Raw genomic sequence first — 22,634 nt, 5'->3', positions numbered from 1 at the left:
GCGAAACAATGCTCGAGTTGTTGCTTCCCCATCGACTGCGAGGGGCATGACATGACAGAGAGCCTCAGCTCCTCCCGGCCGCCTGCCGCTGTGCGACGAATGCTGATTCCCTTGGCATTGGCTCAGTTCATCTGTAGCTTTGCCGGCTCGAACATGAATGTGATGATCAACGACATCAGTACGGATCTGGGAACGACGGTGCAGGGCGTGCAGACCGCGATCACCCTGTTCCTGTTGGTGATGGCCGCGTTGATGATTCCGGGCGGCAAGCTGACGGACCGATGGGGGCGTAAACGGTGTTTCGTTCTGGGCCTTATCCTCTACGGAGCCGGGGCTCTGCTCAGCGCAGTGTCCCCCACCCTCGGGGTCTTGATTCTCGGCAACTCGATCCTCGAAGGGGTCGGCACCGCACTGCTGATCCCGCCCGTGTACATCCTGACGACGATGCTCTTCACTGACACAGTCTCTCGGGCACGCGCCTTCGGTGTGATCACCGGGATGGGCGGCATCGGCGCGGCGGCGGGTCCGTTGATCGGTGGTCTCATCACCACCGGTATCGACTGGCGCGCGGCCTTCGTGTTCCAGGCGCTGATCGTCGGGGTCATCATCTTTCTGAGCCGAGGAATAGACGATCCGGTACCCGCCGACCCGGCACGACCGTTCGACATCGGAGGAACCGTCTTGTCGGCCGCCGGCCTCGTGTGCCTTGTGATGGGCATCCTGCAAGCCGACAACAACGCCAGGTTGGCGGTGATCCTGATCGCTCTCGGTGTGCTGTTGGTGCTGTCATTCCTGCTGTACGTGCGGGCTCGTGAGCGAGCCGGTAAAGAGCCGTTGCTCTCACTCACCCTCTTCCGCAACCGCACATCCAACCTCGCCCTGGTGACTCAGAACGTCCAATGGTTGCTGCTGATGGGAACCGCATTCGTCGTTTCAGCGTTCCTCCAGGTCGTGCGGGGCTACAACGCCATCCAGACCGGCGTGATCTTCACTGCGGCCACCGCCGGCATCCTGGGCGCCTCCCTGGGAGCCGAGCGGCTGGCAACCAAATACTCGCAACGCACGTTGATCATGGCCGGATTCGTCGCCACTCTGGCAGGAATCGTGATTCTCCTCGTACTCGTGCGCGCCTCGTCCAGTGCGTGGGCGTTCGCGCCGGGACTGCTGCTCATCGGGGTCGGCCTCGGAACCATGCTGACTCCGTCGGTGAACGTCGTGCAATCGGCATTCCCCGAGGACCGGCAAGGGGAGATCTCGGGTCTGTCGCGGTGCGTGTCGAACCTCGGCTCGTCGCTGGGCACTGCCGTGGCCGGCACCGTGCTCGTCGCCGGCTTGACCTCACCGGACCGGGCGTACGCGCTGGCAATGGTCGTCCTGGCCGTCATCGGTCTGGTGGGGTTGCTGGTGGCGGTGTTCCTGCCTGGCACCGGCGGACATGACCGGCATGCTCGCATGTCGAATTGACAGTTCGGCGTGGGGGTAGTGATGGACGCGCGCCCGGCCGTCGGGTGCGGCAGGCGGCGCGGCTGGGCCCCTACCGAGCGGCCGGCGAGCGGGCGACGCACCCGGGCACGGCCTCCCGGGGTGCCGCGAGTCGGTAGCTGCCGGCGTGGAACAGCAGCGGCTCGTCCTCTCCCCGTTCGTACTCCCGCACCCGGCCGACGAAGATGGTGTGATCGCCCTCCACGTAAGCATTTTCGCGGGTGCACACGAACCGGGCGAGGCATCCGCCGAGCAGCGGCACCCCGCCGGGCCCCTCGTCGACCGGCAGCCCGGCGAACTTGTCCTCGGCGGGCCGGGAGAACCGCTGCGACAGCCCCTGCTGCTCGACCCCCAGCACGTGGACGGCGAAATACTCAGCGGTGCAGAACGTTTCATAGCTGGGCGCCCGGTTGGCGAGGCAAAACAGCAGCAGGGGCGGATCGAGCGACAGGGAGGTCAACGAGTTCGCGGTGATGCCGGCCCGCCGGGCGCCGGCACCGCGCGCGGTAATGACGGTGACGCCGGTGGCGAACTGACCGAAGGCGTTGCGCAGGTCGCGGAGATCGAGTCCGTGGGTGGTCATGGCGTCACTCCTGTCCGGCGAGTTCGGCCATGAGCTGATCGGCCCGTTCGGGGCCCATGGCGGTGTAACCGCCGTCGACGGCGTAGTCGGCTCCGGTGACGAACGACGCCTCGGGCGAGAGCAGGAACCGCACCACGGCGGCCACCTCCGCCGGGTCGCCGGTGCGGCCGAGCAGGTGCAGCGGCGCGGCCACCCGGTCGGCCTTGACGCGATCCCCGCCGGAGAGCTGGTCGATGGCGTTGGACCAGGTCCAGCCGGGCGAGACGGAGTTGACGCGGATGCCGTCGGCGGCGAGGTCGAGGGCCATGTTGCGGGTGAGCTGGACCATGGCGGCCTTGCTGACGGGGTACGTCCAGCGCCCGGCCTGCGCGACGCGCGCGGAGGTGGAGGTGAAGTTGACGACGGCGGCCCGGTCGGAGCGGCGCAGCCACGGCAGCGCGAGCCCGGTGAGGACGGCGGCGCTGACGACGTTGACGTCGAGGGTGGCGAGCCAGTCGGAGCGGGTGGAGGCGGGCCCGTTGTCACGGTAGACGCAGGCGAGGTTGACGAGGTGGTCGATGCCGCCGTGACGGTCGGCGATCGCGGCGACGGTGCCGGCGAGGGCTTCGTCGTCGGTGAGGTCGGTGCGGTGGAAGCTCGCCTGCTCGCCCAGCCGGTCGGCGACGGCTCCGCCGGCGGGATCGACGTCGACGATCGCGACGGACCAGCCGTCCTTGGCGAGGGCTTCGGCGACGGCCGCGCCGATCATGGTGGCGCCGCCGGTGACGACGGCAGTGGGGTCGGTGGTGGTCATGGCTGCTCCGGGGTCGTGGGGCGCGGTCCGTCGTCGGCGGGTTCGCCGGTGAGGGCGGCGCGGGTGAGCTCGAGCCGGGATCGGATCCCGAGCTTGCGGTAGGTGGTCTTGAGGTACTGCTTGACGGTGTAGCGGCTGAGGAAGAGCTTCTCGGCGATCTGCTGGTCCTGCAGGCCCGCGACGGCGAGGGCGGCGATCTCGCGTTCGCGGGCGGAGAGCTGCGAGGCGAGGTGGTCGGGCAGCGCGGCGACGCCCGGTGCGGCGGGCAACAGCTCGAGCAGTGCCACGACGCGGCGGGCGCCGCCCCGGTCGGTGACGCAGCTCTGCACCTGCAGGTGCCGGGACACCCCGTCGAGGCGCACGTCCAGGACGAACGTCTGTCGCATGCCGGCGTCGGCGTCGCGGCCGGGCCCGCCGGCTTCGATGAGCCCGGTCAGCCAGAGCGTGGGCTCGCTGATGCCGACCCGGCCGAGCAGGGCCCGCGCGGCGGCGTTGACCTGGCGTTGCCCGGTGGCGAGATCGAGGATGACCGTGGCCTCGCTCGACAGGTCGAGCGCGGCCCACAGGTCGTCCTGCACGGCGCGGGCCGCCTCCCGCCGGGCCACCTCGGTGACCGCGACACCCACGAGCCGGCCCAGGGCGCCGGCGACGGCGATCTCCGCGGGCGACGCCAGCGCGAGCCGGTCGTTGTCGGCGAAGTTGAGGGTGCCGACGACGTGGCCGCGTTCGATGATGGGCGCCTCGAGCACCATCCGCATGTCGTGCAGGCGGGCCACGTCGCGGAAGAACGGGGACTCGGTCCACGTGTTCTCGCTCATCAGCCGGCTGCTGTGGGTGGGGCGGCGGCGCTGCTCGAGCGTGCGCAGCACGGGGTCCTGGTGGCGGCCGAGTTCCTCGTACAGCGTCAGGAAGCGTTCGCTGACGCCCTCCGCGGCGGCCAGCGGGGTGCGGCCGGGCGAGTCGCCGAACAGGTAGATGCCGAAGGCACGGGACGGCAGCACCCGCGGGACGAGGTCCATGCACAGGTCCTGGATCGCCTCGACCGTGTCGACGGCGAGGAGGGACTCGGCGACGTCGGCGAGATCGGTCGCGACGGTGCGATCGTCGTCGTCACCGTCGAACGGGAACTCGATGTCCATGGCCCCCTGCACCTCCTCGGCCGCCCGTGCGGCGGCCTCCACCCTCGTATCGGCAACCCGCCCGGCGTTCAGGACGCCGCCGGCCGGTAGCGGAGGACGAACGACCCGCGGTCGTCGACCTCGACGGCGAACTCGTCGGGCACCACGACGCTGCTGGTGCCCAGTTCGATGATCGCCGGCCCCTCCAAGTGTGCGCCCACGCCGAGGCCGTGCCCGTCGTACACCGCGGCCTCGACCATCGTCCGGTGCAGCACCGACCAGATCGGGCGGGTGCCGATCCGCCCGGTGCCGTCGCCGGTGGGCACGACGGCGCTGTCGAGGCGCGGCTTGGGGGTGGTGCCGACGACGCTGAGCCGGATGTTGAGCACGTCGATCGGCATGTCCGGGGAGCGGTAGCCGAACAGGGTGTCGTGCATGGCGTGGAACCGCTCGGCGACGTCGGCGAGGTCGACGCCGTCGAGGGACGACGGGTCGAGCGGCACGTTGATCTCGTACCACTGGCCGCGGTAGCGCATGTCCAGCGAAGGTTGCAGGGTCACCTCGGTGTCGGCGACACCTTCCTCGGCGAGGATCTTGCGGCCGCGCATGGCCATGTCGTGCCAGATCCCGAGGAGTTCTCCGGTGTCGAGGGCGGCGAGTTCGGCCTTGTGGCTCTGCACGAAGTCGTGCTGGAAGTCGCACACGAGCATGCCGGCGGCGCAGAAGATCGACGACTCGCGCGGGGTGACGAGCACGGGGATCTCGAGTTCGCGGGCGATGGCGGCGGCGTGGACGGGCCCGGCTCCCCCGGCGACGACGATCGGGAAGTCGCGGGCGTCGAGACCGCGGCGGACGGTGATCTCCCGGACACCGGCGGCCATGCCGACGTTGACGACGTCGTAGATGCCGGCGGCGGCCTCCTCGACGGAGATGCCGAGGGGTTCGGCGACGTCGCGGCGGATCGCCTCGATCGAGGCCTCCCGGTCGAGGGGGATGTCGCCGCCGAGGAAGCTCGCGGGGTCGACGTAGCCGAGGACGACGTCGGCGTCGGTGACGGTAGCGCGGGTGCCGCCGCGGCCGTAGCAGGCGGGTCCGGGGACGGCGCCGGCGCTCTCGGGGCCGACGCGCAGCAGGCCGCCCTCGTCGACGTAGGCGATGCTGCCGCCGCCGGCGCCGATGGTGTGGATGTCGACCATGGGCAGGGCGATGCGGCCGCGGTCGATCTGCCCGTCGGTCATCACGAGCGGCCGGCCGTCGTTGACGACGGCGGCGTCGAAGCTGGTGCCGCCCATGTCGACGGTCAGGCAGCGGTCCCAGCCGTGCGGGGCGACCTCGAGCAGGCCGGCGGTGGGCCCGGACGCCGGGCCGGACAGCAGCGACAGGGCGGCACGGCGGGCCAGCTCGTCGGGGGTGGCGACGCCGCCGTTGGACTGCATGAGCAGCAGGATGCCGGTGAATCCCGCCGCGTCGAGCGCCTCGGTGAGCACCCGAAGGTAGCGCGTGATGATCGGTCCCGCATAGGAATTGAGCACGGCGGTGCTGGTGCGGTCGTAGTAGCGCACCTGCGGCAGCAGCTCGCTCGAGCGGGTCAGGTACACGCCGGGCAGCTCGGCGGCGAGGATGTCGGCGGCCTGTCGTTCGTGCTCGTCGCCGGCGTGCGAGTGCATGAACGACACCGCCACGGCCTCGACGCCCTCGCGCCGGAACAGTTCGGCGGCGGCACGCACGTCGTCGGTGGCGAGCGGGGTGACCTCGGTGCCCTCGTGGTCGAGGCGGCCGCCGACGGGCCGGCGCAGCGCCCGGGGCACGAGCGGCGCCGGCGGCGTGAGCCGGTTGTCGTAGGCGTCCTCGCGGGTGCCGTCGCGCATCTGCAGCACGTCGCGGAAGCCCTCGGTGGTGAGCAGGCCGGTCTTGGCGCCGGTGCGGGTGAGCAGGGCGTTGGTGGTGACGGTGGTGCCGTGCACGATGGTGTGGACCTGCGCGAGCAGGCCGGTGAGGGTCTCCCCGCGCCGCTCGGCGATCTCGGTCAGGCCCTTGACGACCGCGGTGGACGGGTCGGAGGGGATGGAGCTGGTCTTGTGCACGAGCCGGGTGCCGTCCTCGTGGACGACGAGGAAGTCGGTGAAGGTGCCACCGACGTCGACTCCGATGCGGATGCTGGGTGTTGCCGACATGGTCACTGTCCGCCTTTCCGGGTGTTGCGCAGCTGAGCGGTTGCCTCGGCGTCGAGGGTGCGGGTGGCGGCGTCGACGACGACGCCGTAGCGGATGCGGGCCTGTTCCGCGGAGAGCAGTTCGTTGCGGACCTCGTCGGCGACGAGGTCGGCGGGCCGCAGCAGCGGGTCGCCGTAGCCGGCGCCGCCGCCGCTGACGGAGCGGACCACCGAGCCGGACGGGAGCTCGACGAGTTCCTTCGACCCCCACTCGTGGGTGGTGCCGTCGGGGTATTCGACGGTCATGCGGTTCATGCCGGAGGGGCCGCCGCCGAACAGGCCGGCTCCGGGGGCGCCGCCCTCGGATTCGACGGATTCGCCGATGGTGACGCCGATTTCGGAGTCGCCGTAGCAGCGCCACGCCGAGCGGGTGCCGAGGCCGCCGCGCCACTGGCCGGCGCCGGCCGAATCCGGTAGGTACTCGTGATATTCGAGGAAGTGCGGGCTCGACAGCTCGAACATCTCCGGGTCCGGGGAGCGCATCTGCCCGGCGGTGCCGGTGAAGCCGAGCGCGTCCCACCCGTCGGTGCCCTTCATGGCGCCGGGGCCGTTGCGCTGGAACACGGTGAGGGTCACGAACGGCTGTTCGGTGCGCGGGTCGGTGCCGTTGAGGGCGGTGCAGATGAATTTGTTCCACCCGGCGGTGACGCGGTCCGGCAGGGCGTCGGCGAGGGCCGACATGATGGCGTCGACGACCTCGTCGCACATCTGGTTGCCGAAGATGGTCGCGGCCGGGAAGTGCGGGTTGAGCAGCGAGCCGGGCCGGAACACGGTGTGCACGGGCCGGAACAGGCCGTCGTTGGTGGGGATGTTGATGCCGCCGGCGGCGACGAGCATGAGGAACGCGATGCGCACGGCGCCCATCGCGGAGGCGGGCGGCATGTTGGTGATGCCGGGGGCCTGATCGTCGGTGCGGGAGAAGTCGAAGGTGACCTCGTCGCCGGAGACGGTGATGTCGCAGGCGACCTCGTAGCGGCGAGTGGGGTCGAGGCCGTCGGAGATCATCCAGCTCTCGCCGTGGTACACCCCGTCGGGCCAGCGGCCGATCTCGGCACGGACCTGCTTCTCGGAGCTGTCGAGGATGTAGTCCATGTGGGCGTCGAAGGTGCCGCGGCCGTAGCGGCCGAGCAGTTCGACGAGGCGGCGCGAGCCCACGGTGCACGCGCCGACCATGGACTTGATGTCCTCCATGACGAAGTCGATGCGGATGTTGGCGCCGACGAAGTCCCACACGTCCTTGCGCAGCACTCCCCCGGCCATGATCTTCACGGGCGGGATGCGCAGGGCCTCCTGCCAGATCTCGGTGGCGCTGGGGTTGTAGCCGCCGATGGTCATGCCGCCGATGTCGGCCATGTGGCCCTTGGCGGCGGCCCAGCCGACGAGTTCGCCCTCGTGGAAGATGGGCAGGTAGACGCCGGTGTCGGCGTTCTGGTTGCCGCCGGTGTAGACGTCGTTGTGGAGGATGACGTCGCCCTCGGCGATGTCGTCGCCGAAGTAGTCGATGATGTATTCGAGTGGCGGCTGGGCGCCGAAGGCGATGATGGCGGCGAACTCGGCCTGGGCGAGGGTGCGGCCGTGCTTGTCGAACAGCACCGTCACCAGGTCGCCGATCTCGTTGAAGATCGGCGAGCGGGACGAGCGCATCAGCATCGTCGCCATCTCCTTGGCGATGGCGTCGACGCGCCGCTGCAGCACCGACGCGAGGATCGGGTCGATGGCGGTGCCGCCCGCCGTGCCGGCGGTGGGGCGTTCCAGGGTGGTCATGATTGCTCTACCTCTCTCAGACCCGGTACAGCTCGGTCGGAAACTTGGACAGGGTGCGGGTGCGCCCGGCCTCGACGACGCAGGTGTCGGCCATGTAGCCCATGGCGCCGGAGTCGGCGTCCCACAGCATGGGGTGCAGGGCGATCACCATGCCCTCGGCGGTGGCGGTGACGGCCTCGTGGTTCTCGTTGTCCTGCACCATCTCCAGGCCCACCCACGGCTCCTCGAGCACGTCGAGGCCGAGGCCGTGGCCGGACCAGTAGGACGACCTGACCCCGTGCTGCTCGATCGCGGCGATGACGTCGCGCTGCACGCCGGACATCGTGGTGCCGGGGCGCAGGGCGGCGCTTCCGGCGGCCAGGCCGGAGCACACCGCGTCGGCGAGGCGCTGCACCTCCGGCGTGGGCGGGGCGAAGGTGACCATGCGGGACAGTTCCATCCAGTAGCCGGCGGGCCCGACGAGTTCGTAGCTGAAGATGAACACGTCGTGGGCGGTGAGTTCCCGGCCGCCGGGGGCCCCGAACGTCGGGCACGGGCCGGTCGGCTCGTCGTCGGCGTACATGGTGAGGAACAGCGGGTCCTCGGCGCCGAGCGAGTAGGCGACGCGGTACATCTCGGCGGCGACGGCGCGTTCGGTCGTGCCGGGGCGGGCGATCTCGAGCAGCCGTTCGAAGCAGCGGTCGGAGATGTACGCGGACTCCTCGGCGCCACGGATCTCGGCGGCCGTCTTCACGGCGCGGACCTGCTCGAACATCGCACTCGCGTCCTCGAACACGGTGCCGGGCAGTTCCTCGGTGAGGTGCAGGTAGTCCTCGACCTTCATGACCTGCCCCATGCCGACGATGCCGACGCGGGCCGGTGCCGCACCCCGGGTGAGGGTCTTGACGAGCGCCTCGGAGAGCTTCTCGGCGTAGACGTAGTCGTCGATCCAGCCGGTGCGGGGCCGGCGGCCGCCCTCGAGGTTCTTCGGCAGCACGAGGGTGGGCGCGGCGCCGGGGTGCAGGACGGCGTAGCCGAAGCGGTGCGAGAGGTTGTAGTCGGCGAGGTAGCGCAGGGCGCCCTTGTGGCCGCGGTAGTCGGCGGCGGCGAACAGCAACGCGTCGTAACCGTCGCGCTCCATCCGCTCGTGCAGCAGCCGCCAGCGCCGGTCGCGCTCGGCGAGGGTGGCGATCACGCGCTCACCGCCCGCGGGAAGTGGCTGCCGCGCAGCGTGTTCCGGACCTGCCCGGCGAGGATCTTCGCGGTGCCGGCGGCGGCGACCGCGCCGGGGCGGCGACCGGTGTGCTCGCCGATCCACCGGTCGGCGGCCGCGCGCTCGGTGAGCCACGGGAAGGCGGTGGGAGGTGCGTCGAAGACCTGCGCGAAGCGGGTGGCGAGGCGCTGGTCGGCGAAGCACGCGGTGAGCACCCGCTGCGGTGTCTTGCCGAGCGGTTCGAGGAGCAGGTTGGTGAACCGGTAGGTGCCGGCGATGTGCTCCTCGTAGACGCCTTCGAAGGTGCGGGTGATCCAATCGGCGTCGAAGGGTCCGTCGCCGCGGGCGAGGAGGGCGTCGAAGTAGTGCCCGGCCTGCCGGATGCCGGAGCCGGCGCCCTGACCGGCGACGGGGTCGTAGGCGACGGACGTGTCGCCGAGGCTCATCATCGGCCGGCCGCCCGGGGTGGTGCCCAGCCCGGAGCGCACGGACGGGGTGACCCGGCCCTTGAGCCACGAGTGCGGGTCGTCGAGCATCGGCTCCATGTTCCGCATCGACGGCCAGTCCCACGGGGCGTAGTCGCGGGCCAGGCGCGAGGCGGTCGCGAAGGCCTGCTCGACGGTGGTGACGTCGGCCCAGCAGTCGAACGGGCCGCCGGGCTTGGCCTCGAACACCAGGCACCAGACGTTCTCGCCGGACTTGTGCAGGAACGGCACCCAGAAGATCTCCCCGGCGTCGCCGAAGAGGTTGAAGCACACGCCCGTCGAGCCCTCGACACGGTTGGGGAAGGCGGTGCCGTCGGTGGGGATGCCGCGCACGAGCACCATGGCGAGGTTGCGCTGCGGGGTGTCGTAGACGCTGCGCCGCGCGTCGCGGGCGAACAGCGACGACAATCCGTACTTGCCGGTGGAGACGACGGTCAGGTCGCTGCCGGCGGCGATGTCGTCGAGGTCGTCGGGCTGCACCGATGTCACGACGATGTTGCCGCCGAGTTCGGCCAGGCGCACCATCCGGTCGTACGACTTGCGGCGCACGTCCACGGCACCGCCGGCGGCGTCGCCGAGCGCGGAGCCGAAGTGCACCAGCTCCTGCCCGATCTTCGGACTGAAGCACACGTGCAGGGCGTCCATCGGCACGCCCTTGTCGTCGTAGCCGGGGCAGCCGAGCCGCAGCTCGGTGGCGACCGAGCGGTGGAACAGGGCCGCGGTGCCGGTCGGGGAGGTCTCGTGCAGGATCTCCTCGGCGGTCTTGTCGGTGTAGAGGTCTACTTGGAAGCCGTTGGCCTGCAGGGCCATCGACAGGAGGGTTCCGGCCTGGCCGGCCCCGATCACGGAGATTCTTCTCATGGCGGTCATCCCTTGTGCCGGTGGGTGGAGCGGTGGTCAGAAGAGTTCGAAGTACTCGCGGTGTTCCCACTCGGTGACGGTCTCGGCGTAGCCCTGCGGGTCGGGCTGCTCGGCCAGGTGCGCTTCGTAGCGCGAGACCTCGCTGGACTTCATGGTGACGAGGTAGTCGACGAACCGGTCGCCGAACGCCTCCCGGTAGAACCGGCTCGCCCCCAGGGCCGCGAGCCCTTCCTTCAGGCTCGTGGGCAGGTGCGGAACGTCGGCGGCGTACGGATCCACCGACGGGGCACCCGGCTCGGTCTTGTTCTTGATGCCGTCGAGCCCCGCGGCGGCCTGCGCCGCGATGTACAGGTACGGGTTGGCGGCGGGCTCGCCGACGCGGTTCTCGACATGTGAGGCCTTGTCACCGGGGGCGCTGATGACGCGCATCATCGCGGCCCGGTTGTCCAGGCCCCACGTCAGCCGGTCCGGGGCCAGGGAGTACGGGCGACGGCGGCGGTACCCGTTGATCGTGGGCGTCATGAACGGCGACGCGGCGGCGGCGTGGGCCAGGGTGCCGCCGACGTAGTGCCGGCCGATGTCGGACAGCAGCTCCCCCTCCCCCGGCACCATGACGTTCTCGCCGGTGACGGTGTCGACCAGGGAGGTGTGCAGGTGCCAGCCGCTGGCGTAGAAGCCGGGGATGCCCGGGGTGGACATGAAGGAGGCGAGGTAGCCACCGCGGCGGCAGATCTGCTTGACGGCGGAGCGGAACAGCAGCATCGAATCCGCGGCGGCCATGCCCTCGAGCACGTCGAAGGTGGTCTCGACCTGGCTCGGCGCCCACTCGTCGTCGATCGAGCGCAGCGGCAGCCCGAGCGCGGTGACGGCCTGTCGCACCGGGCGCAGCACGTCGTCGATCTCGTCGAGATGCGATTCGAGGAGGTAGTTGTAGCCGCGGGCGACGGCCGCGACCTCCGGCGGGTCGGCGGGCATCCCGGGGGCACCGAGGGAGCCGGTGACGAGCTTGTCGTCGAGGACGCGGGTGAGATACCACTCGACCTCGAGGCCGGTGATCAGGTGGTAGCCGGCGCTTTCGAGCTGGGCGAGGGTGTTGCGCAGGATGCTGCGGGGGGAGAACGGGAAGGGGCTGCCGTCGCGGAAGTACAGGTCGCACAGCACCCAGCCGGTGTCCGGCGCCCACGGAAGCACCCGGAAGGTGGTGGGGTCCGGAACCATGGTGAGGTTCGGGCTGCCGGACAGCTCGGGCATGTCGAACCCGCCGCCGGGGCTGAACGGGTTGAAGACGATGGCGTTGGCGGTGTCGAAGAAGAACGGCGCCATGGTGATCTCGGTGCCGGACTCGAGCGCCGCCAGGTAGCTGTCGACGGTCATCGTCTTGCCGCGGATCAGGCCGTGCTGATCCGGCCAGGCCAGGCGGACCATCTCGATGCCCTTCTCCGCGAGAAGGTTCCGGGCGCGGTCGGCGGCCTCCTGCTGCGCGGCGTCGTACAGGGCGTGGCGGGCGACGAACTTGGCTGAAGTGGACATGCGGTCCTCCGTGAGGGGTGGGTTCGTGGGGTCAGTCGCGTGCCGCGACGAGCGGGGTGTCGACCCCGATCGGGCCGGTGTGCACCGCCCCGCCCGGGGAGCCGAGCGGGACGTCGCGCCCGGGCAGCACCGAACTGAAGAAGACGGCGTTGTCCTCGAGATGGATGCGGGTGGTCTCGTCCACCCGGCGGTCGTTCGAGATGGCCTCCATCGGGCAGACCGATTGGCAGGCACCGCAGTCGACGCATTCGAACGGGTGGATGTAGAGCTTGCGGGCGCCCTCGTAGATGGCGTCGACGGGGCATTCCTCCATGCACGACTTGTCCATGACGTCGGTGCAGGGTTCTCCGATGAAGTACGGCACGGTTCCTCCTGGGGGGTGCGTCAGCTCGGGACGGGGCCGGCGTCGGTGGAGTGGCCGGGGAACAGCGGCGCATCGTCGTCGATGCGGTGCGCGATGTGGTTGACGGCGGTCGCGGCCTCACCGAAGCCGACGGACATCAGCCGCACCTTGCCGGGGTACTCGGCGATGTCGCCGGCGGCGTAGACGCCGGGGACGTTGGTGGCCATGTCGCGGCCGACCACGATGTGCTGACCGTGGAGTTCGAGGCCCCAGGTGCGCAGCGGCCCGAGCTGGGCGGTGAAGCCGAGCGCGGCGATCAGCTTCTGCGCCGGCAGCCGCACGGTGTCGCCGTGCTCGTGGCGCAGGACCTCGACGAGTTCGAGACTGTCGGTGCCGTGTGCGGCGGTGACCTCGGCGTTGGTGTGGATGGTCGCACCGCGGCGGCGTAGTTCGTCCACCGACGCGGCGTGCGCGCGGAAGCGGTCGCGGCGGTGCACGAGGGTGACGGACCCGGCGATCGGATGGAGGGCGAGCGCCCAGTCGAGGGCCGAGTCCCCGCCGCCGACGACCACGACGTCGCGGTCGCGGTAGTCGCCGAGGTCGGTGACGAAGTACGCGGCGCCGCGCCCGGCGTACCTGTCGGCGGCGTCGAGGGGCCGGGGCCGGAAGGACCCGATGCCACCGGCGACGAGGACGGCGCGGGTGCGGATGCGCTCGTCGTCGTCGGTGCGGACGGTGAGCACGTCGCCGTCGCGATCGAGGTCCACGGCCTGCCGGCCGAGGAAGTACTCGACGTCGTCGCCGGCCTGCTCGACGAGCTGCCGGACGAGGTCCTTGCCCTTCACCGCGGGCAGGCCGGCGACGTCGTAGATCTCCTTCTCCGGGTAGAGCGCGGCGACCTGGCCGCCGAGCTCGGGGAGCGCGTCGACGACGACGGTGCGCAGGCCGCGGATGCGGGCGTAGTAGGCGGCGTACAGGCCGGTGGGGCCGGCACCGAGGATGAGCAGGTCGGTGTCAGTGTTCATGACCGGCTCCGGGACTCGGGCACAGCGCCGGGGCGAGCAGGTGCTCGACGAGGTCGGCGAGGTGATCACGGGAGGGATCGGCGAACTCCAGTGCCTTGTAACGGATTTCGTCGGGGTCGGCGCCGGCGGCGCGGACCTTGTCCGGCTCGCCGGCCATGAGCCCGGCGATGCCGTCGACGGAGCTCTCGGGGTGGTACTGCACCCCGATGGCGGAGCGGAACGCGAAGGCCTGCACGAAGTCCCGGGACCGGGCCAGGACGGTCACGTCGGGCGGCAGCTGGAATGTGTCCCAGTGGAAGGAGAACCGGGTGCCGGTGAAATCGACGGGGTGATCCAGCCCCGCCCCGCAGGCGGTGACGTCGACGAAGCCGACCTCGGCACGGTCGCTGCCGCGCACCGCCGTGCCGCCGAGCGCGAGGGCGAGCAGTTGGGAGCCGAGGCAGATCCCGAGCGTGGGCACGTCGCCGGCCGCGGCGGTGCGCAGGAAGTCCCGTTCGCGCAGCAGGTAGTCGTGCGGGTCGTCGGCGGACTCCTTACCGCCCAGGCAGATCACCGCGGCGGCCTCGTCCGGCGCGGGCAGCACGTCGCCGCGGAAGGGGCGGACGATCCGGATCGGGACGCCGTGATCGCGCACGACGTCGCCGAGGACGGTCAGGTCGGGGTCGTCGACGTGGGCGACGACGAGCAGGGGTTTCATACGGCACCTCGGGGTTCCAGAGTGTGTGTCCACGGTCGCCAGTGGTCGGTGGCGGCGAGGGCGCGCAGCAGGGCGACGGCGTCGGCGCGGTCGACGGCGATCCAGCTGCCGTCCGGGACGAGTTCGTAGGGGGTGAAGTCCCAGAACTGCGCGCGCCGGATCGCGTCGGCGACCTGCCGGTGGGCGGCGAGCTCGCGGTCGAGGCGGTCGACGCGCCGCGTGAGCCGGTCCACCTCGGCGCGCAGGCGGTCGAGTTCGGTGTTGTCGGTCATGGCGGGCCCGTCAGAGGACGAGGGTCAGGTTCTCGTGGCCGTGTTCGCAGTCGACGAGGTTGACCTGCTTGACCGCGATCCGCCACTGCTCGTCCCGGCGGACGAGTTCGTGCCCGCACCAGCCGGCGTACGTCTTGGTCGTGCCCGCCCGGAACTCGGTGATCAGGAAGTTCGATCGCACGAGCCGGCGGTCGGGTGCGTCGAGGACCTCGACGTTGGTGACGAGCCGCCGGGTGCGCGACGACGGGATCTGGCAGAACGCGAGTCCGGTGCGCAGCCAGTAGATCCGGTCCATCAGCCGGCGACGGTCGTCGAAGGCGTGGGACACCTCGCGCCGGGGGTCGCCGCCGCCGGGGGTGGTGGGCACCCAGTAGAGGCATTCGTCGGTGAACAGCTCCACCCAGTCGTTGAAGCGGCCGTCGTCGATCAGGCGCGCCTCCCGGTAGAGCAGGTTCTCGACCTCGGAGCGCACCCGCGGATCGGGTTCGCTCCAGTCCTCCTGCCAGGCCCCCATCAGCTCGGCCAGGTGGTCGTAGTAGGCGGAGTCCAGGTAGTACGAGTACCGGGAAGTGTCGTGGCGTTCGTTGCTCTGCACGGTCATCTGTCGTGTCCCTTCACCGGCTCATCAGCCGGAGCCATTCCTGGTAGTAGCCGCGCATGTGCAGCTCGTCGGTCACCGGCCCGGTCACGACGCCGTCGGCGTCGACCTTCTGCCGGCCCTCCACACCGAATCCGCGGTTCATCTGCACCCATGCGACCTCCGGGATGCTCAGGCCGCGCTGGGCCTCCTCGAAGTTGGCCTGGTCGTCGGGTTCGCCGAAGGCCGGGAAGTCCTCCTGGGTGCGCATGCGCAGGACGTTGACCTCGTCCGGGACACCGCCGACGGTGGTGGCGTACCAGGTGAGCTGGGTACGGTCCACGGCGAGCGGCTCGATCACCTGCACCTGGTTCCCGATGATGAGCAGGTTCGGGAAGATGTTGAGGTTGATCTGGGCGCCGACGGTCAGGTCGAGGTAGCGCAGCGCGTCGTCGGGGTACTCGCTGCGGATCAGCTCCTCGAACACCTCCCGCCCGGGTTGCGGGCGCTGGTTGGCCCAGAACGCGCCGGGACCGTCGTAGCTGGGGCGCTGGTCGATGAAGGTGTGTCCGTTGCCGAGGTACTGCACGTACATGGGGCCGCGGTCGGGGGTGCGGCCGAAGTACGTCATGTCCTTGGACTCGCCGAGCCGTTCGGCCATCTGCAGCAGGGAGCGGTGCGAGAACGCCGGGTGGTATCCGTCGCCGGCGTTGTCGTACGCCAGCTTCCAGTTGCCGCGGTAGACCATGCGGTGCGCGGAGTTGCGGAGGAACACCTCGCCACCCGGGGCGCGGTCGATCCAGTAGTCGAGAGGTTCGCGGACCGGGCCGAGATGCTCGGCGAGCGGCGGCGCATCGGCGTTGAGGGTGCCGAAGACGAAGCCGCGGTAGCTCTCCACCCTCGGCACCACGCCGAGGTTCAGGTCGGTGCGCTCGAAGTCCGGTCCGTACGCGTCGGGCCACGGCACCCCCACGAGCTGCCCGGTGTTCTTGAAAGTCCATCCGTGATACGGGCATTGGAAGTTCTTGGCGGTGCCGCTCTCGTCGCGGCAGACGGTGGCGGCCCGGTGGGTGCAGCGGTTGAACAGGGCGTGCAGCTCGCCGGCCCGGTCTCGGGTGACGATGATGGGGCGCAGACCCAGGTAGCCGGTGCGGTAGCTGTTGGGAGTGGGGACCTGACTCTCGTGCGCGAGGTACACCCAGGTGCGGCCGAAGACGCGGCGCATCTCGTCGTCGAAGATCGACGGGTCGGTGTACAGCGTGCGGTGCACCCGGTCGTGCTGCACCAGCTCGTCGTACGAGTGGGTGGAACTCACGGTCATGGCTCTTGCCCTTTCGCCGAGGCGTCACGTGGCGGGATCGTTCGTCGTCGCCCGAGGTTCGGGCGGTTTCCGATCGCGTCGGATTGCGTTCGCGTCGGGTTAATCCTGGCCGGGCCGCACGGGGCTCGGTATCCCTCCCAGGAGGGGTATTCACCGGCCCGCAAGGGTCGAACGACACCAGAAATCCCGTGTGTAACAAGAGATTTACAGAACGGACCCATGACGGGTCGCGGCACGACGGCCGATTACGGCGGGGTTACGACACCCGCCGGACGTGGGCATGATTGTGCCCCAGGTCACAGTCGCTGTCAACGCGCGGTGGCGCACCGGGCACGGCCACCCTTGAGGCGGCGGGCGGGAACCCCCGACCGGCGGCTATCCCGGTTCGGCGGCGAGCGCCGTGGCGACGGCACCGCCGAGCGCGACATTGCCCCGATAGACCTCGACATTGACGTCGAGGCTGCGGCCGCCGGTCGCGCGGTGGAAGTGGTCGAGCAGGAACGGCGTGGTGTCCTTGCCGACCACTCCGGCCGCCGCGGCCCGCTCCTCGGCCTCGTGCAGCACCCGCGCATGCAGCGCGGGGTCGAGCTGGGCGTCTTCCGATACCGGATTCGCAAGCAGGACACCGGCTTTCAGGCCGAGTGCGTCCCGGGCACGGACAAGGGCGGCGACCTCGGCCGGCGACCCGACGGAATGTTCGAGCGGGCAGCCGCTGTCGCGGATGTAGAAGCCGGGGAAGCTGGTCGTGCGGTAGCCGACGACCGGAATGCTCAGGGTCTCGAGCCGCTCCAGCGTGGCCGGGATGTCGAGGATCGACTTGACGCCGGCGCTGACGACGAGGATCGGCACGGTGGACAGGGCGACCAGGTCGGCGGACTCGTCGAAGGTGCTCTGCGCGCCGCGGTGCACGCCGCCCAGCCCGCCCGTCGCGAAGACCTCGACCCCGCCGCGGTGTGCGAGCAGCGCCGTGGCGGCAACGGTGGTGCCGCCGGACAGTCGTCGCGCCACGGCGATCGGCAGGTCGCGCACACTCAGCTTCGTCACCGTCTCCGCCGTCGCGAGGTCGGTGATCTCGTCGGTGGACAGCCCGACGGTCGGGACGCCGCGAAGCACGCCGACGGTGGCGGGGACGACGTCCGCCTCCCGCAACCGCGCCTCCGCCTCGAGCGCCACCTCGAGGTTGCGGGGGCGCGGCAGGCCGTGGGTGAAGATCGTCGATTCCAGGGCCACCAGCGGCCGGCGGGCTGCGACGGCGTCGCGCACCTCGTCCGATATCCGGATCACCGGGTCCATGCGGCTCCTCTCCTTGCGTGCAGGGTAGCGGCGGAGGGCGAGCGTCGCCGATCATCTCGGAAATTCAGAGCAGCTCACGGATTCCGCACAGCGGCAGATGGATCCACCCCTCCCGGACCGCGACGGCGCGCTGCGCCGCATCGGGCCGGACGGTTCTTCCGAGCGCTGCCGCTCGGGCGACGAGGCCGGCGACCACCGCATCGAACGCGTCGTCGGAGGCCACACAGAGGTCCCGGAAGCCGCCGAGCCTCAGTCCCGGAAGGGCGCGTTCCAGTGCGGCCACCGATGCGGCCCGCGCCTCGCGGTTCTTCGCGCTCTTGTATCCCTTGAACGGCAGGCCCCAGCCCTGCAGCGCAGCAGCGGGATACACCTCGACCACCGTTCCGTCGACGCGGTCGACATCCACCCCGACGGCATCGAGTTCCGCGAGCAGACCCGCACACCGCAGCGCCACATGGGCGATGAGATCCGCGGATACGCTCAACGGGACGATACCCGTCCCGGCATGCACCACGCGGTCGGTCAACCGCCGCACCAGCGGGAGCCGTCCGGCTCGGCTGCTCAGGGCGCGCTCGCGCGAGTACTCGAGGCGATGGTGCGCGCCGACGAAGTCCACGAACGCGTCGGGCCACCCGAACGGCGCGTCGATGCCGGTCCGGTCCGCGGCGGCCACCGCGTTGACGACGTCCGGGTCGGTCGCGCCGAGCCGTAGCTCCTGCACCGTCGCGGTGCCGTGCTCCCAGGCGACGGTGGCGACCGCCGTCTTCGCCGGCTCCGCCGCGAGGTCGACCCCTACCGTCTTCACGGACGTCACGGTATCCGCTGCCCGGCCCCGGAGCCTGCACTCGTACTGTGCACCGTGCACCCCCGGTCCCGCCACAACGGGGGCAGGCACGCCCTGGAGGGGGCAAGCCGCCGGCACGCACACGATCGGCGGGCACACAATCGTGGACTACGTTCCGCATCCGTGCCACGGTGGAGGCGGATATCTCTTCCAGGAGGTGCAACACCATGGAGCACACCCAGCAGAACAGCGCCGCACAGGAATGCCCGGACTGCCATGCCCTCGCCGCGGACCTCGCGGCTCACAAGCAATGGCACTCCAGGGTCGTCCACGACCTCGCCGTCGCCGTCGAGAAGGAAGTGGATCGACGGACACGGACACCCTGACCGGCGCCGCTCCGCGATCCGGTTGCGCCGTCAGCGGAAGGCGTCGCCCTTCGTCGTGAGTGCCTTGACCCGCTCGACGATCCTGTCCTGCAACTTCTTCGGCGTGCGCCAGCGCATGGCGAGGCGGTCGTAGTCCATCGCGTGCTCGGCGACGATGTCCTTGAGCTGCTCGACGTCCAGCGGCGCCAGCTTCGCGCGCAGGCCGGCCTCGCCGCCGTCGCGGAACGCGGCGAACGGGTCGAACGGCCCCGGGGCGCGTGTGCCGCGCCGAGCGGCGGGGGCCTTCCGCGGTGCCGGGGCGGGCGACGGCGCCTCCCCCGGCGCGGTGAGTGCCGAGGCGAGGGCGTGCGCGAACCGCGGGGTGCGGGCGGCCTCGTCGGCGATCACGTGCACCAGCCGCACCAGGGCGGTCGCGGCGGCGGGGCTCGATCCCTGCAGCCGCAGCAGCGCGGCGCTCGCCTCCCCGATCTGCACTCGGAGGCGGGCCTCGTCGCGGTCGACGGTGCCGGTCACAGCAGCACCTGCGCGTTCATCAGGACGTCCTCGGTCAGCATGCGCAGGGCGTCGAACTGCCCGGAGTTGCCGTACTTGCGCTTGAGGGTGCCGTACGGGACGAACTCCGCGGACTGCGCGATCTGGTTGGCCTCGGGGATCCACGCCGGCACGACGTTCGCGATCCGCTCGTCGCGCTGCAGCTGTTCGATGATGCTGCGGTGCAGGTTCGACGCACTCCGGTACTTGGTGATGACGAGGCCGATCTCGCGGATGGGATGTCCCGTCCGCTCGGCGAACGCCCGCACCCGGGTCTGCAGCTGGGGAATGCCGTAGGTCGAGAGGATGTCGGGGATGGTCGGAATGAGGTAGCCGTTCGCCAGCCGCAGGCCGTTCTGGGTGAGCATGCCGAGGTTGGGCGGGCAGTCGACGAGGATGTAGTCGTACCGGTCGGCGATCGGGGTGATCGCGTGCAGCAGCACCTCGAGGGGCCGGGTGGACTTCGGGTCGGCGTACTGCTGGTGGCTCAGTCCCTCCTGGATGTCCATCAGATCCAGCGACGAGGCGAGCAGGTCGACGTTCTTGACGGCGCGCACGGGTGAGACGTCGCGCTGGAGCGCCTTCTCGATGTCGAAGGCGGGGGCGTCGGGATCGACGGCGCCGCGGAACAGCGTGGCGAGGGTGCGGTCGAGCTGGTTGAGCTCCTGCCAGCGCTCCTCCCCGATCATCATCGTGGTGAGGTTGGTCTGCGGGTCCAGGTCGATCAGCAGCACCCGCTGCCCGAACTCGGCGGCCATGAACTCCGCGAGGGCGGCCGTCGTCGTGGTCTTGCCGACGCCGCCCTTCAGATTGATCGTCGCGATCACCCGCGCCACACCACACCCCCAGCACACTCGCTACTCGTTCGCTCAGCAAAGTACACCGGGACCCGGACGAATCCGGCGCCGGGCACCGGCGCACCCCCTAGATTCGAGGCAGTCGGCGACGGGAGCCCGCGAGTGCGAGAGGGACGGTGGAGGCGCTGGTGGCCGCTCGCGGCCACCGCGGCGCTCGTCGTGCTGCTCGCCGCGACGAACGCGGTCCCGACCTGGCCGGGGCTCATCCACCTGGTGGCGCTGCCGCCACTGGATCAATTCACCGACCTGCGGATCCTGCTGTCGCGGGCATCGTCGTGGCCGGCGTTCCTGGTGTTGCTCGCCGGGGTGGCCGCAGCCCGGGTGGCGCTCATGGCGTGGCTCCTGGGCGGCCTCGACGCCCGCCGGCTGCGCTTCGCGGCCCTGTTCTACACGGTCGCGTTCGGGCCGGTGCTGCTGGCGGCGTTCGCCGACGCCACCGCCTACGCGGTCCTGTACTCCCGGCTGTTCTGGCCCGCCGTCGCCCTGATCGGGGTGCTGGTGCTCACGCTCGGCCCGGTGCCGTGGCAGGGCGGATCCCGGTTGCGCGCGGCCGTCGTGCTGACCTGGCGGCGGGGGCTGCGGGTCGAGGTGATGCTGCCGTACTGCGCGGTGATCCTGGCGCTGGGTGCCGTGGCCGAACGGGTCCCGGTCCTGACCGTGCCGCTCGTCCCGGTCTCGGCCGTCGCGACCGCCCTGGCGATCCGGGCGATGGGCCGCCCGGCGCTGCGCCGGCCGGGGGCGGTCCTGACCGCGCTCGTCGCGGTGCTCGCCGCCGCGTCGCTCGTGTTCGTCGCGACCCGCGGGTACGACGAGCCTGAACCCGGCCCGCCGCAGCCGGGTTCGCTGTTGATCCTGTCGGGGATCAACTCGGCGTCGGGGCGGGGCGCGATCCACGCGACGGACGTGCACCGCCTCGGTTACCGCTGCGAGCAGGTGTACTACTTCTCGTATGCCGGACCGGGCGACGGGCAGCCGCAGCGGGACGCGACCTGCACGATCCGCACGGGTGCCCCCTACGAGCCGAGCGACACCCAGCGTCCGTTCGACGAGCAGGTCGATCTGTTCGTCGAGCAGGCGTCCGCGCTGCCTCGTCCGCTGGTGGTGGCCGCGCATTCGCACGCCGTGTGGGTGGTGTGGGAGGCCGTCGCCACCGGACGGGTCGACGTCGATGCGCTACTGCTGGTCGGCCCGTTCCCGAGCACCCCGACCGGCTATCCCCCACCGCACGTGAACGCGCCCGGCCGCGTCTTCGGCGACCTGCTGCGTGCCGCCGCTCCGGCCACCGACCTGGTCCGGTTCCACTTCGACCCGGACACCCCCGCCGCGCGGGAACTGCTCGGCACGGCGGGAGCCGCGGAATCCATCCTCGCTCAGCCACTTCCCGCAACGGTACGAGCAACGAGCCTCCCCGCGGCCACCGATCTGCCCCTGATGCCGGACGACTGGCAGCTCGACGTCGAGCGAAACGGGTGCCCGGCCCGCGTCGCCCACCCGTACCTGCCCAAATCGGCGGCGTTCGAGGACGCGGCGATCCGCTTCCTGAACGGGCGGCCTCCCCCACCGTGCCCGCCGTGGCGGGACTGGGGTGCCGTACTCGTGCGGCCGTTCGGGGTGCCGGCCGGGCAGGCTCTGCGATGATCCCGAATTCCCCGGCGACGATCGCCGCCGAGGGGGATATTCGGAGGAGGCCACCACCGGTAACGAACGCGGCATCGCCGGAAGCAGCGCGGTGCTCACGACCCACGACCGCCACGACCGCCACGACTGCCACGACCCAACGACTGCGGAGTACCCATGACACTGCTTCCCCGCCCCGGTCTGTCGACGATCGTGACGGTTGCCGCCGCTGCACTACTGTCCGTGTCGATGCCGCCGAACGCGCTGGCCTTCGCGCCCGACATCCACGGCGCGATCCTGCGTGCAGCGCTGCCCCCGGCCACCCTCGACGGGGGTGTCGACGACCCGGCGCTCGCCGAGATCACCGGAAGCCTCCTCACCGGCACCGGCAACGAAGGCAGCGACCTGTTCCAGGGCGACGCCTTCCGGCACTTCGACAACGCCGCGCGACCGGCGGACGTCTGCGACCGTGCCCGGGACGCGTGGAACTTCTTCGTGCCCGCCGTGATCGCCGGTGCGCAACCCACCGGCCCGCCGGAGTTCCGCACCTCCGCGAACGGCTTCGCGGCCCGCAGCGCCTTCGGCGGCCTGACCCACGCACTCGCCGACTTCTACTCCCATTCGAACTGGGTCGAGCTGGCCGTCGGCACGGATCGGGCACCGGGGCTCGCCCCGCTCTTCCCGACGTGCGATCCCGCCGCTCTTCCGGCCGGTCTACACACCGGGTTCTTCGAGCTGACCCCGGCGAACGGCCTCGACGGCTGCCCGAGCGGTCCACCCGCTCCCCCGGCCTTGCCGGCCGCGGCGCCGATATCGTCGATGGACGCCGCGGCCGCCTTTGTCAGTGCCGCGACGTCGTCCAACAGGGCGACGAGACCACCAGCCACGGGAACCTCCCACAGTTCGGCTGT

Annotated in this window: 22 protein-coding genes and 1 pseudogene; 4 read left to right on the top strand and 19 right to left on the bottom strand. The window is 70.8% G+C overall.

Going from position 1 to position 22,634, the window contains the following annotated elements; genetic code table 11:
• Positions 1 to 51: 51 nt before the first annotated feature.
• A complete protein-coding gene (locus G6039_RS09325) occupies positions 52 to 1,464 on the top strand; it encodes an MFS transporter (RefSeq protein ID WP_029542658.1) in 1,413 nt (470 codons plus the stop codon).
• 70 nt (positions 1,465 to 1,534) lie between these two features.
• Here G6039_RS09325 and G6039_RS09320 read toward each other — a convergent pair whose 3' ends face one another.
• The 16 genes from G6039_RS09320 to G6039_RS09245 all read right to left on the bottom strand — a co-directional run bounded on the left by G6039_RS09320 (position 1,535) and on the right by G6039_RS09245 (position 18,353).
• Complete coding sequence (locus tag G6039_RS09320) at positions 1,535 to 2,065, bottom strand: flavin reductase family protein (protein ID WP_006933107.1); 531 nt, start codon at positions 2,063 to 2,065, stop codon at positions 1,535 to 1,537.
• A gap of 4 nt (positions 2,066 to 2,069) precedes the next feature.
• A complete protein-coding gene (locus G6039_RS09315) occupies positions 2,070 to 2,858 on the bottom strand; it encodes an SDR family oxidoreductase (RefSeq protein WP_043800079.1) in 789 nt (262 codons plus the stop codon).
• Complete coding sequence (locus G6039_RS09310; RefSeq protein ID WP_139310991.1) at positions 2,855 to 3,997, bottom strand: LuxR C-terminal-related transcriptional regulator; 1,143 nt, start codon at positions 3,995 to 3,997, stop codon at positions 2,855 to 2,857. The genes G6039_RS09315 and G6039_RS09310 overlap by 4 nt, the downstream gene beginning before the upstream one ends.
• A 68-nt stretch (positions 3,998 to 4,065) precedes the next feature.
• On the bottom strand, positions 4,066 to 6,150 hold the full coding sequence (locus tag G6039_RS09305) for a hydantoinase/oxoprolinase family protein (protein WP_037200721.1): 2,085 nt from the start codon (positions 6,148 to 6,150) through the stop codon (positions 4,066 to 4,068).
• Positions 6,151 to 6,152: 2 nt separating this feature from the next.
• Complete coding sequence (locus tag G6039_RS09300; RefSeq protein ID WP_051446073.1) at positions 6,153 to 7,952, bottom strand: hydantoinase B/oxoprolinase family protein; 1,800 nt, start codon at positions 7,950 to 7,952, stop codon at positions 6,153 to 6,155.
• Between the two features lie 16 nt (positions 7,953 to 7,968).
• Positions 7,969 to 9,126 (bottom strand): M24 family metallopeptidase, encoded by a 1,158-nt coding sequence (locus G6039_RS09295; protein ID WP_043800076.1) that lies wholly within the window; start codon positions 9,124 to 9,126, stop codon positions 7,969 to 7,971.
• Entirely contained in the window at positions 9,123 to 10,490 is a 1,368-nt protein-coding gene (locus G6039_RS09290; protein WP_152103792.1) for a styrene monooxygenase/indole monooxygenase family protein, read from the bottom strand. Before G6039_RS09290 ends, G6039_RS09295 begins: the two co-directional genes overlap by 4 nt.
• A 36-nt stretch (positions 10,491 to 10,526) precedes the next feature.
• On the bottom strand, positions 10,527 to 12,020 hold the full coding sequence (locus G6039_RS09285; RefSeq protein WP_043800073.1) for a glutamine synthetase family protein: 1,494 nt from the start codon (positions 12,018 to 12,020) through the stop codon (positions 10,527 to 10,529).
• Between the two features lie 31 nt (positions 12,021 to 12,051).
• The gene (gene fdxA / locus G6039_RS09280) at positions 12,052 to 12,384 is read right to left on the bottom strand and encodes a ferredoxin (RefSeq protein WP_043800072.1); all 333 of its coding nucleotides are present in this window, start codon (positions 12,382 to 12,384) and stop codon (positions 12,052 to 12,054) included.
• Between the two features lie 20 nt (positions 12,385 to 12,404).
• Entirely contained in the window at positions 12,405 to 13,388 is a 984-nt protein-coding gene (locus tag G6039_RS09275; RefSeq protein WP_043800071.1) for an NAD(P)/FAD-dependent oxidoreductase, read from the bottom strand.
• Complete coding sequence (locus G6039_RS09270) at positions 13,378 to 14,085, bottom strand: type 1 glutamine amidotransferase (RefSeq protein ID WP_051446071.1); 708 nt, start codon at positions 14,083 to 14,085, stop codon at positions 13,378 to 13,380. Before G6039_RS09270 ends, G6039_RS09275 begins: the two co-directional genes overlap by 11 nt.
• On the bottom strand, positions 14,082 to 14,357 hold the full coding sequence (locus G6039_RS09265) for a hypothetical protein (protein WP_029542639.1): 276 nt from the start codon (positions 14,355 to 14,357) through the stop codon (positions 14,082 to 14,084). Before G6039_RS09265 ends, G6039_RS09270 begins: the two co-directional genes overlap by 4 nt.
• Before the next feature lie 10 nt (positions 14,358 to 14,367).
• Complete coding sequence (locus G6039_RS09260; protein WP_043800069.1) at positions 14,368 to 14,958, bottom strand: aromatic-ring-hydroxylating dioxygenase subunit beta; 591 nt, start codon at positions 14,956 to 14,958, stop codon at positions 14,368 to 14,370.
• 13 nt (positions 14,959 to 14,971) lie between these two features.
• Entirely contained in the window at positions 14,972 to 16,255 is a 1,284-nt protein-coding gene (locus G6039_RS09255; RefSeq protein WP_006944801.1) for an aromatic ring-hydroxylating oxygenase subunit alpha, read from the bottom strand.
• Positions 16,256 to 16,630: 375 nt separating this feature from the next.
• The gene (locus G6039_RS09250; RefSeq protein ID WP_152103791.1) at positions 16,631 to 17,548 is read right to left on the bottom strand and encodes a pseudouridine-5'-phosphate glycosidase; all 918 of its coding nucleotides are present in this window, start codon (positions 17,546 to 17,548) and stop codon (positions 16,631 to 16,633) included.
• A 64-nt stretch (positions 17,549 to 17,612) separates the two neighbouring features.
• Positions 17,613 to 18,353 (bottom strand): DUF429 domain-containing protein, encoded by a 741-nt coding sequence (locus G6039_RS09245; RefSeq protein ID WP_006944788.1) that lies wholly within the window; start codon positions 18,351 to 18,353, stop codon positions 17,613 to 17,615.
• Positions 18,354 to 18,559: 206 nt separating this feature from the next.
• On the opposite strand from G6039_RS09245, the gene G6039_RS09240 reads away from it, so the two are divergent.
• Positions 18,560 to 18,718, top strand: coding sequence for a hypothetical protein (locus tag G6039_RS09240; RefSeq protein WP_006944786.1), 159 nt, complete (start codon positions 18,560 to 18,562; stop codon positions 18,716 to 18,718).
• Positions 18,719 to 18,748: 30 nt separating this feature from the next.
• Here the strand turns inward: G6039_RS09240 and G6039_RS09235 are convergent, their stop codons facing one another.
• Positions 18,749 to 19,231, bottom strand: coding sequence for a hypothetical protein (locus G6039_RS09235; RefSeq protein WP_043800064.1), 483 nt, complete (start codon positions 19,229 to 19,231; stop codon positions 18,749 to 18,751).
• On the bottom strand, positions 19,228 to 20,085 hold the full coding sequence (locus G6039_RS09230; RefSeq protein ID WP_043800061.1) for a ParA family protein: 858 nt from the start codon (positions 20,083 to 20,085) through the stop codon (positions 19,228 to 19,230). The genes G6039_RS09235 and G6039_RS09230 overlap by 4 nt, the downstream gene beginning before the upstream one ends.
• A 123-nt stretch (positions 20,086 to 20,208) precedes the next feature.
• Here G6039_RS09230 and G6039_RS09225 point away from each other — a divergent pair, with 123 nt between their 5' ends.
• Positions 20,209 to 21,744 (top strand): membrane protein, encoded by a 1,536-nt coding sequence (locus tag G6039_RS09225; RefSeq protein WP_043800059.1) that lies wholly within the window; start codon positions 20,209 to 20,211, stop codon positions 21,742 to 21,744.
• A 156-nt stretch (positions 21,745 to 21,900) separates the two neighbouring features.
• Positions 21,901 to 22,326, top strand: a pseudogene (locus G6039_RS31580) (hypothetical protein); the annotation flags it as partial.
• An 8-nt stretch (positions 22,327 to 22,334) separates the two neighbouring features.
• On the opposite strand, the gene G6039_RS31025 reads toward G6039_RS31580, so the two are convergent.
• Positions 22,335 to 22,610 (bottom strand): DUF808 family protein, encoded by a 276-nt coding sequence (locus G6039_RS31025; protein WP_338148576.1) that lies wholly within the window; start codon positions 22,608 to 22,610, stop codon positions 22,335 to 22,337.
• Positions 22,611 to 22,634: the final 24 nt, after the last annotated feature.

Source organism: Rhodococcus aetherivorans, assembly GCF_011058165.1.
GTDB lineage: Bacteria > Actinomycetota > Actinomycetes > Mycobacteriales > Mycobacteriaceae > Rhodococcus > Rhodococcus aetherivorans.
The sequence above is the reverse complement of the archived record's forward strand: the minus strand, read 5'-3'. Positions and strand labels throughout refer to the sequence as shown.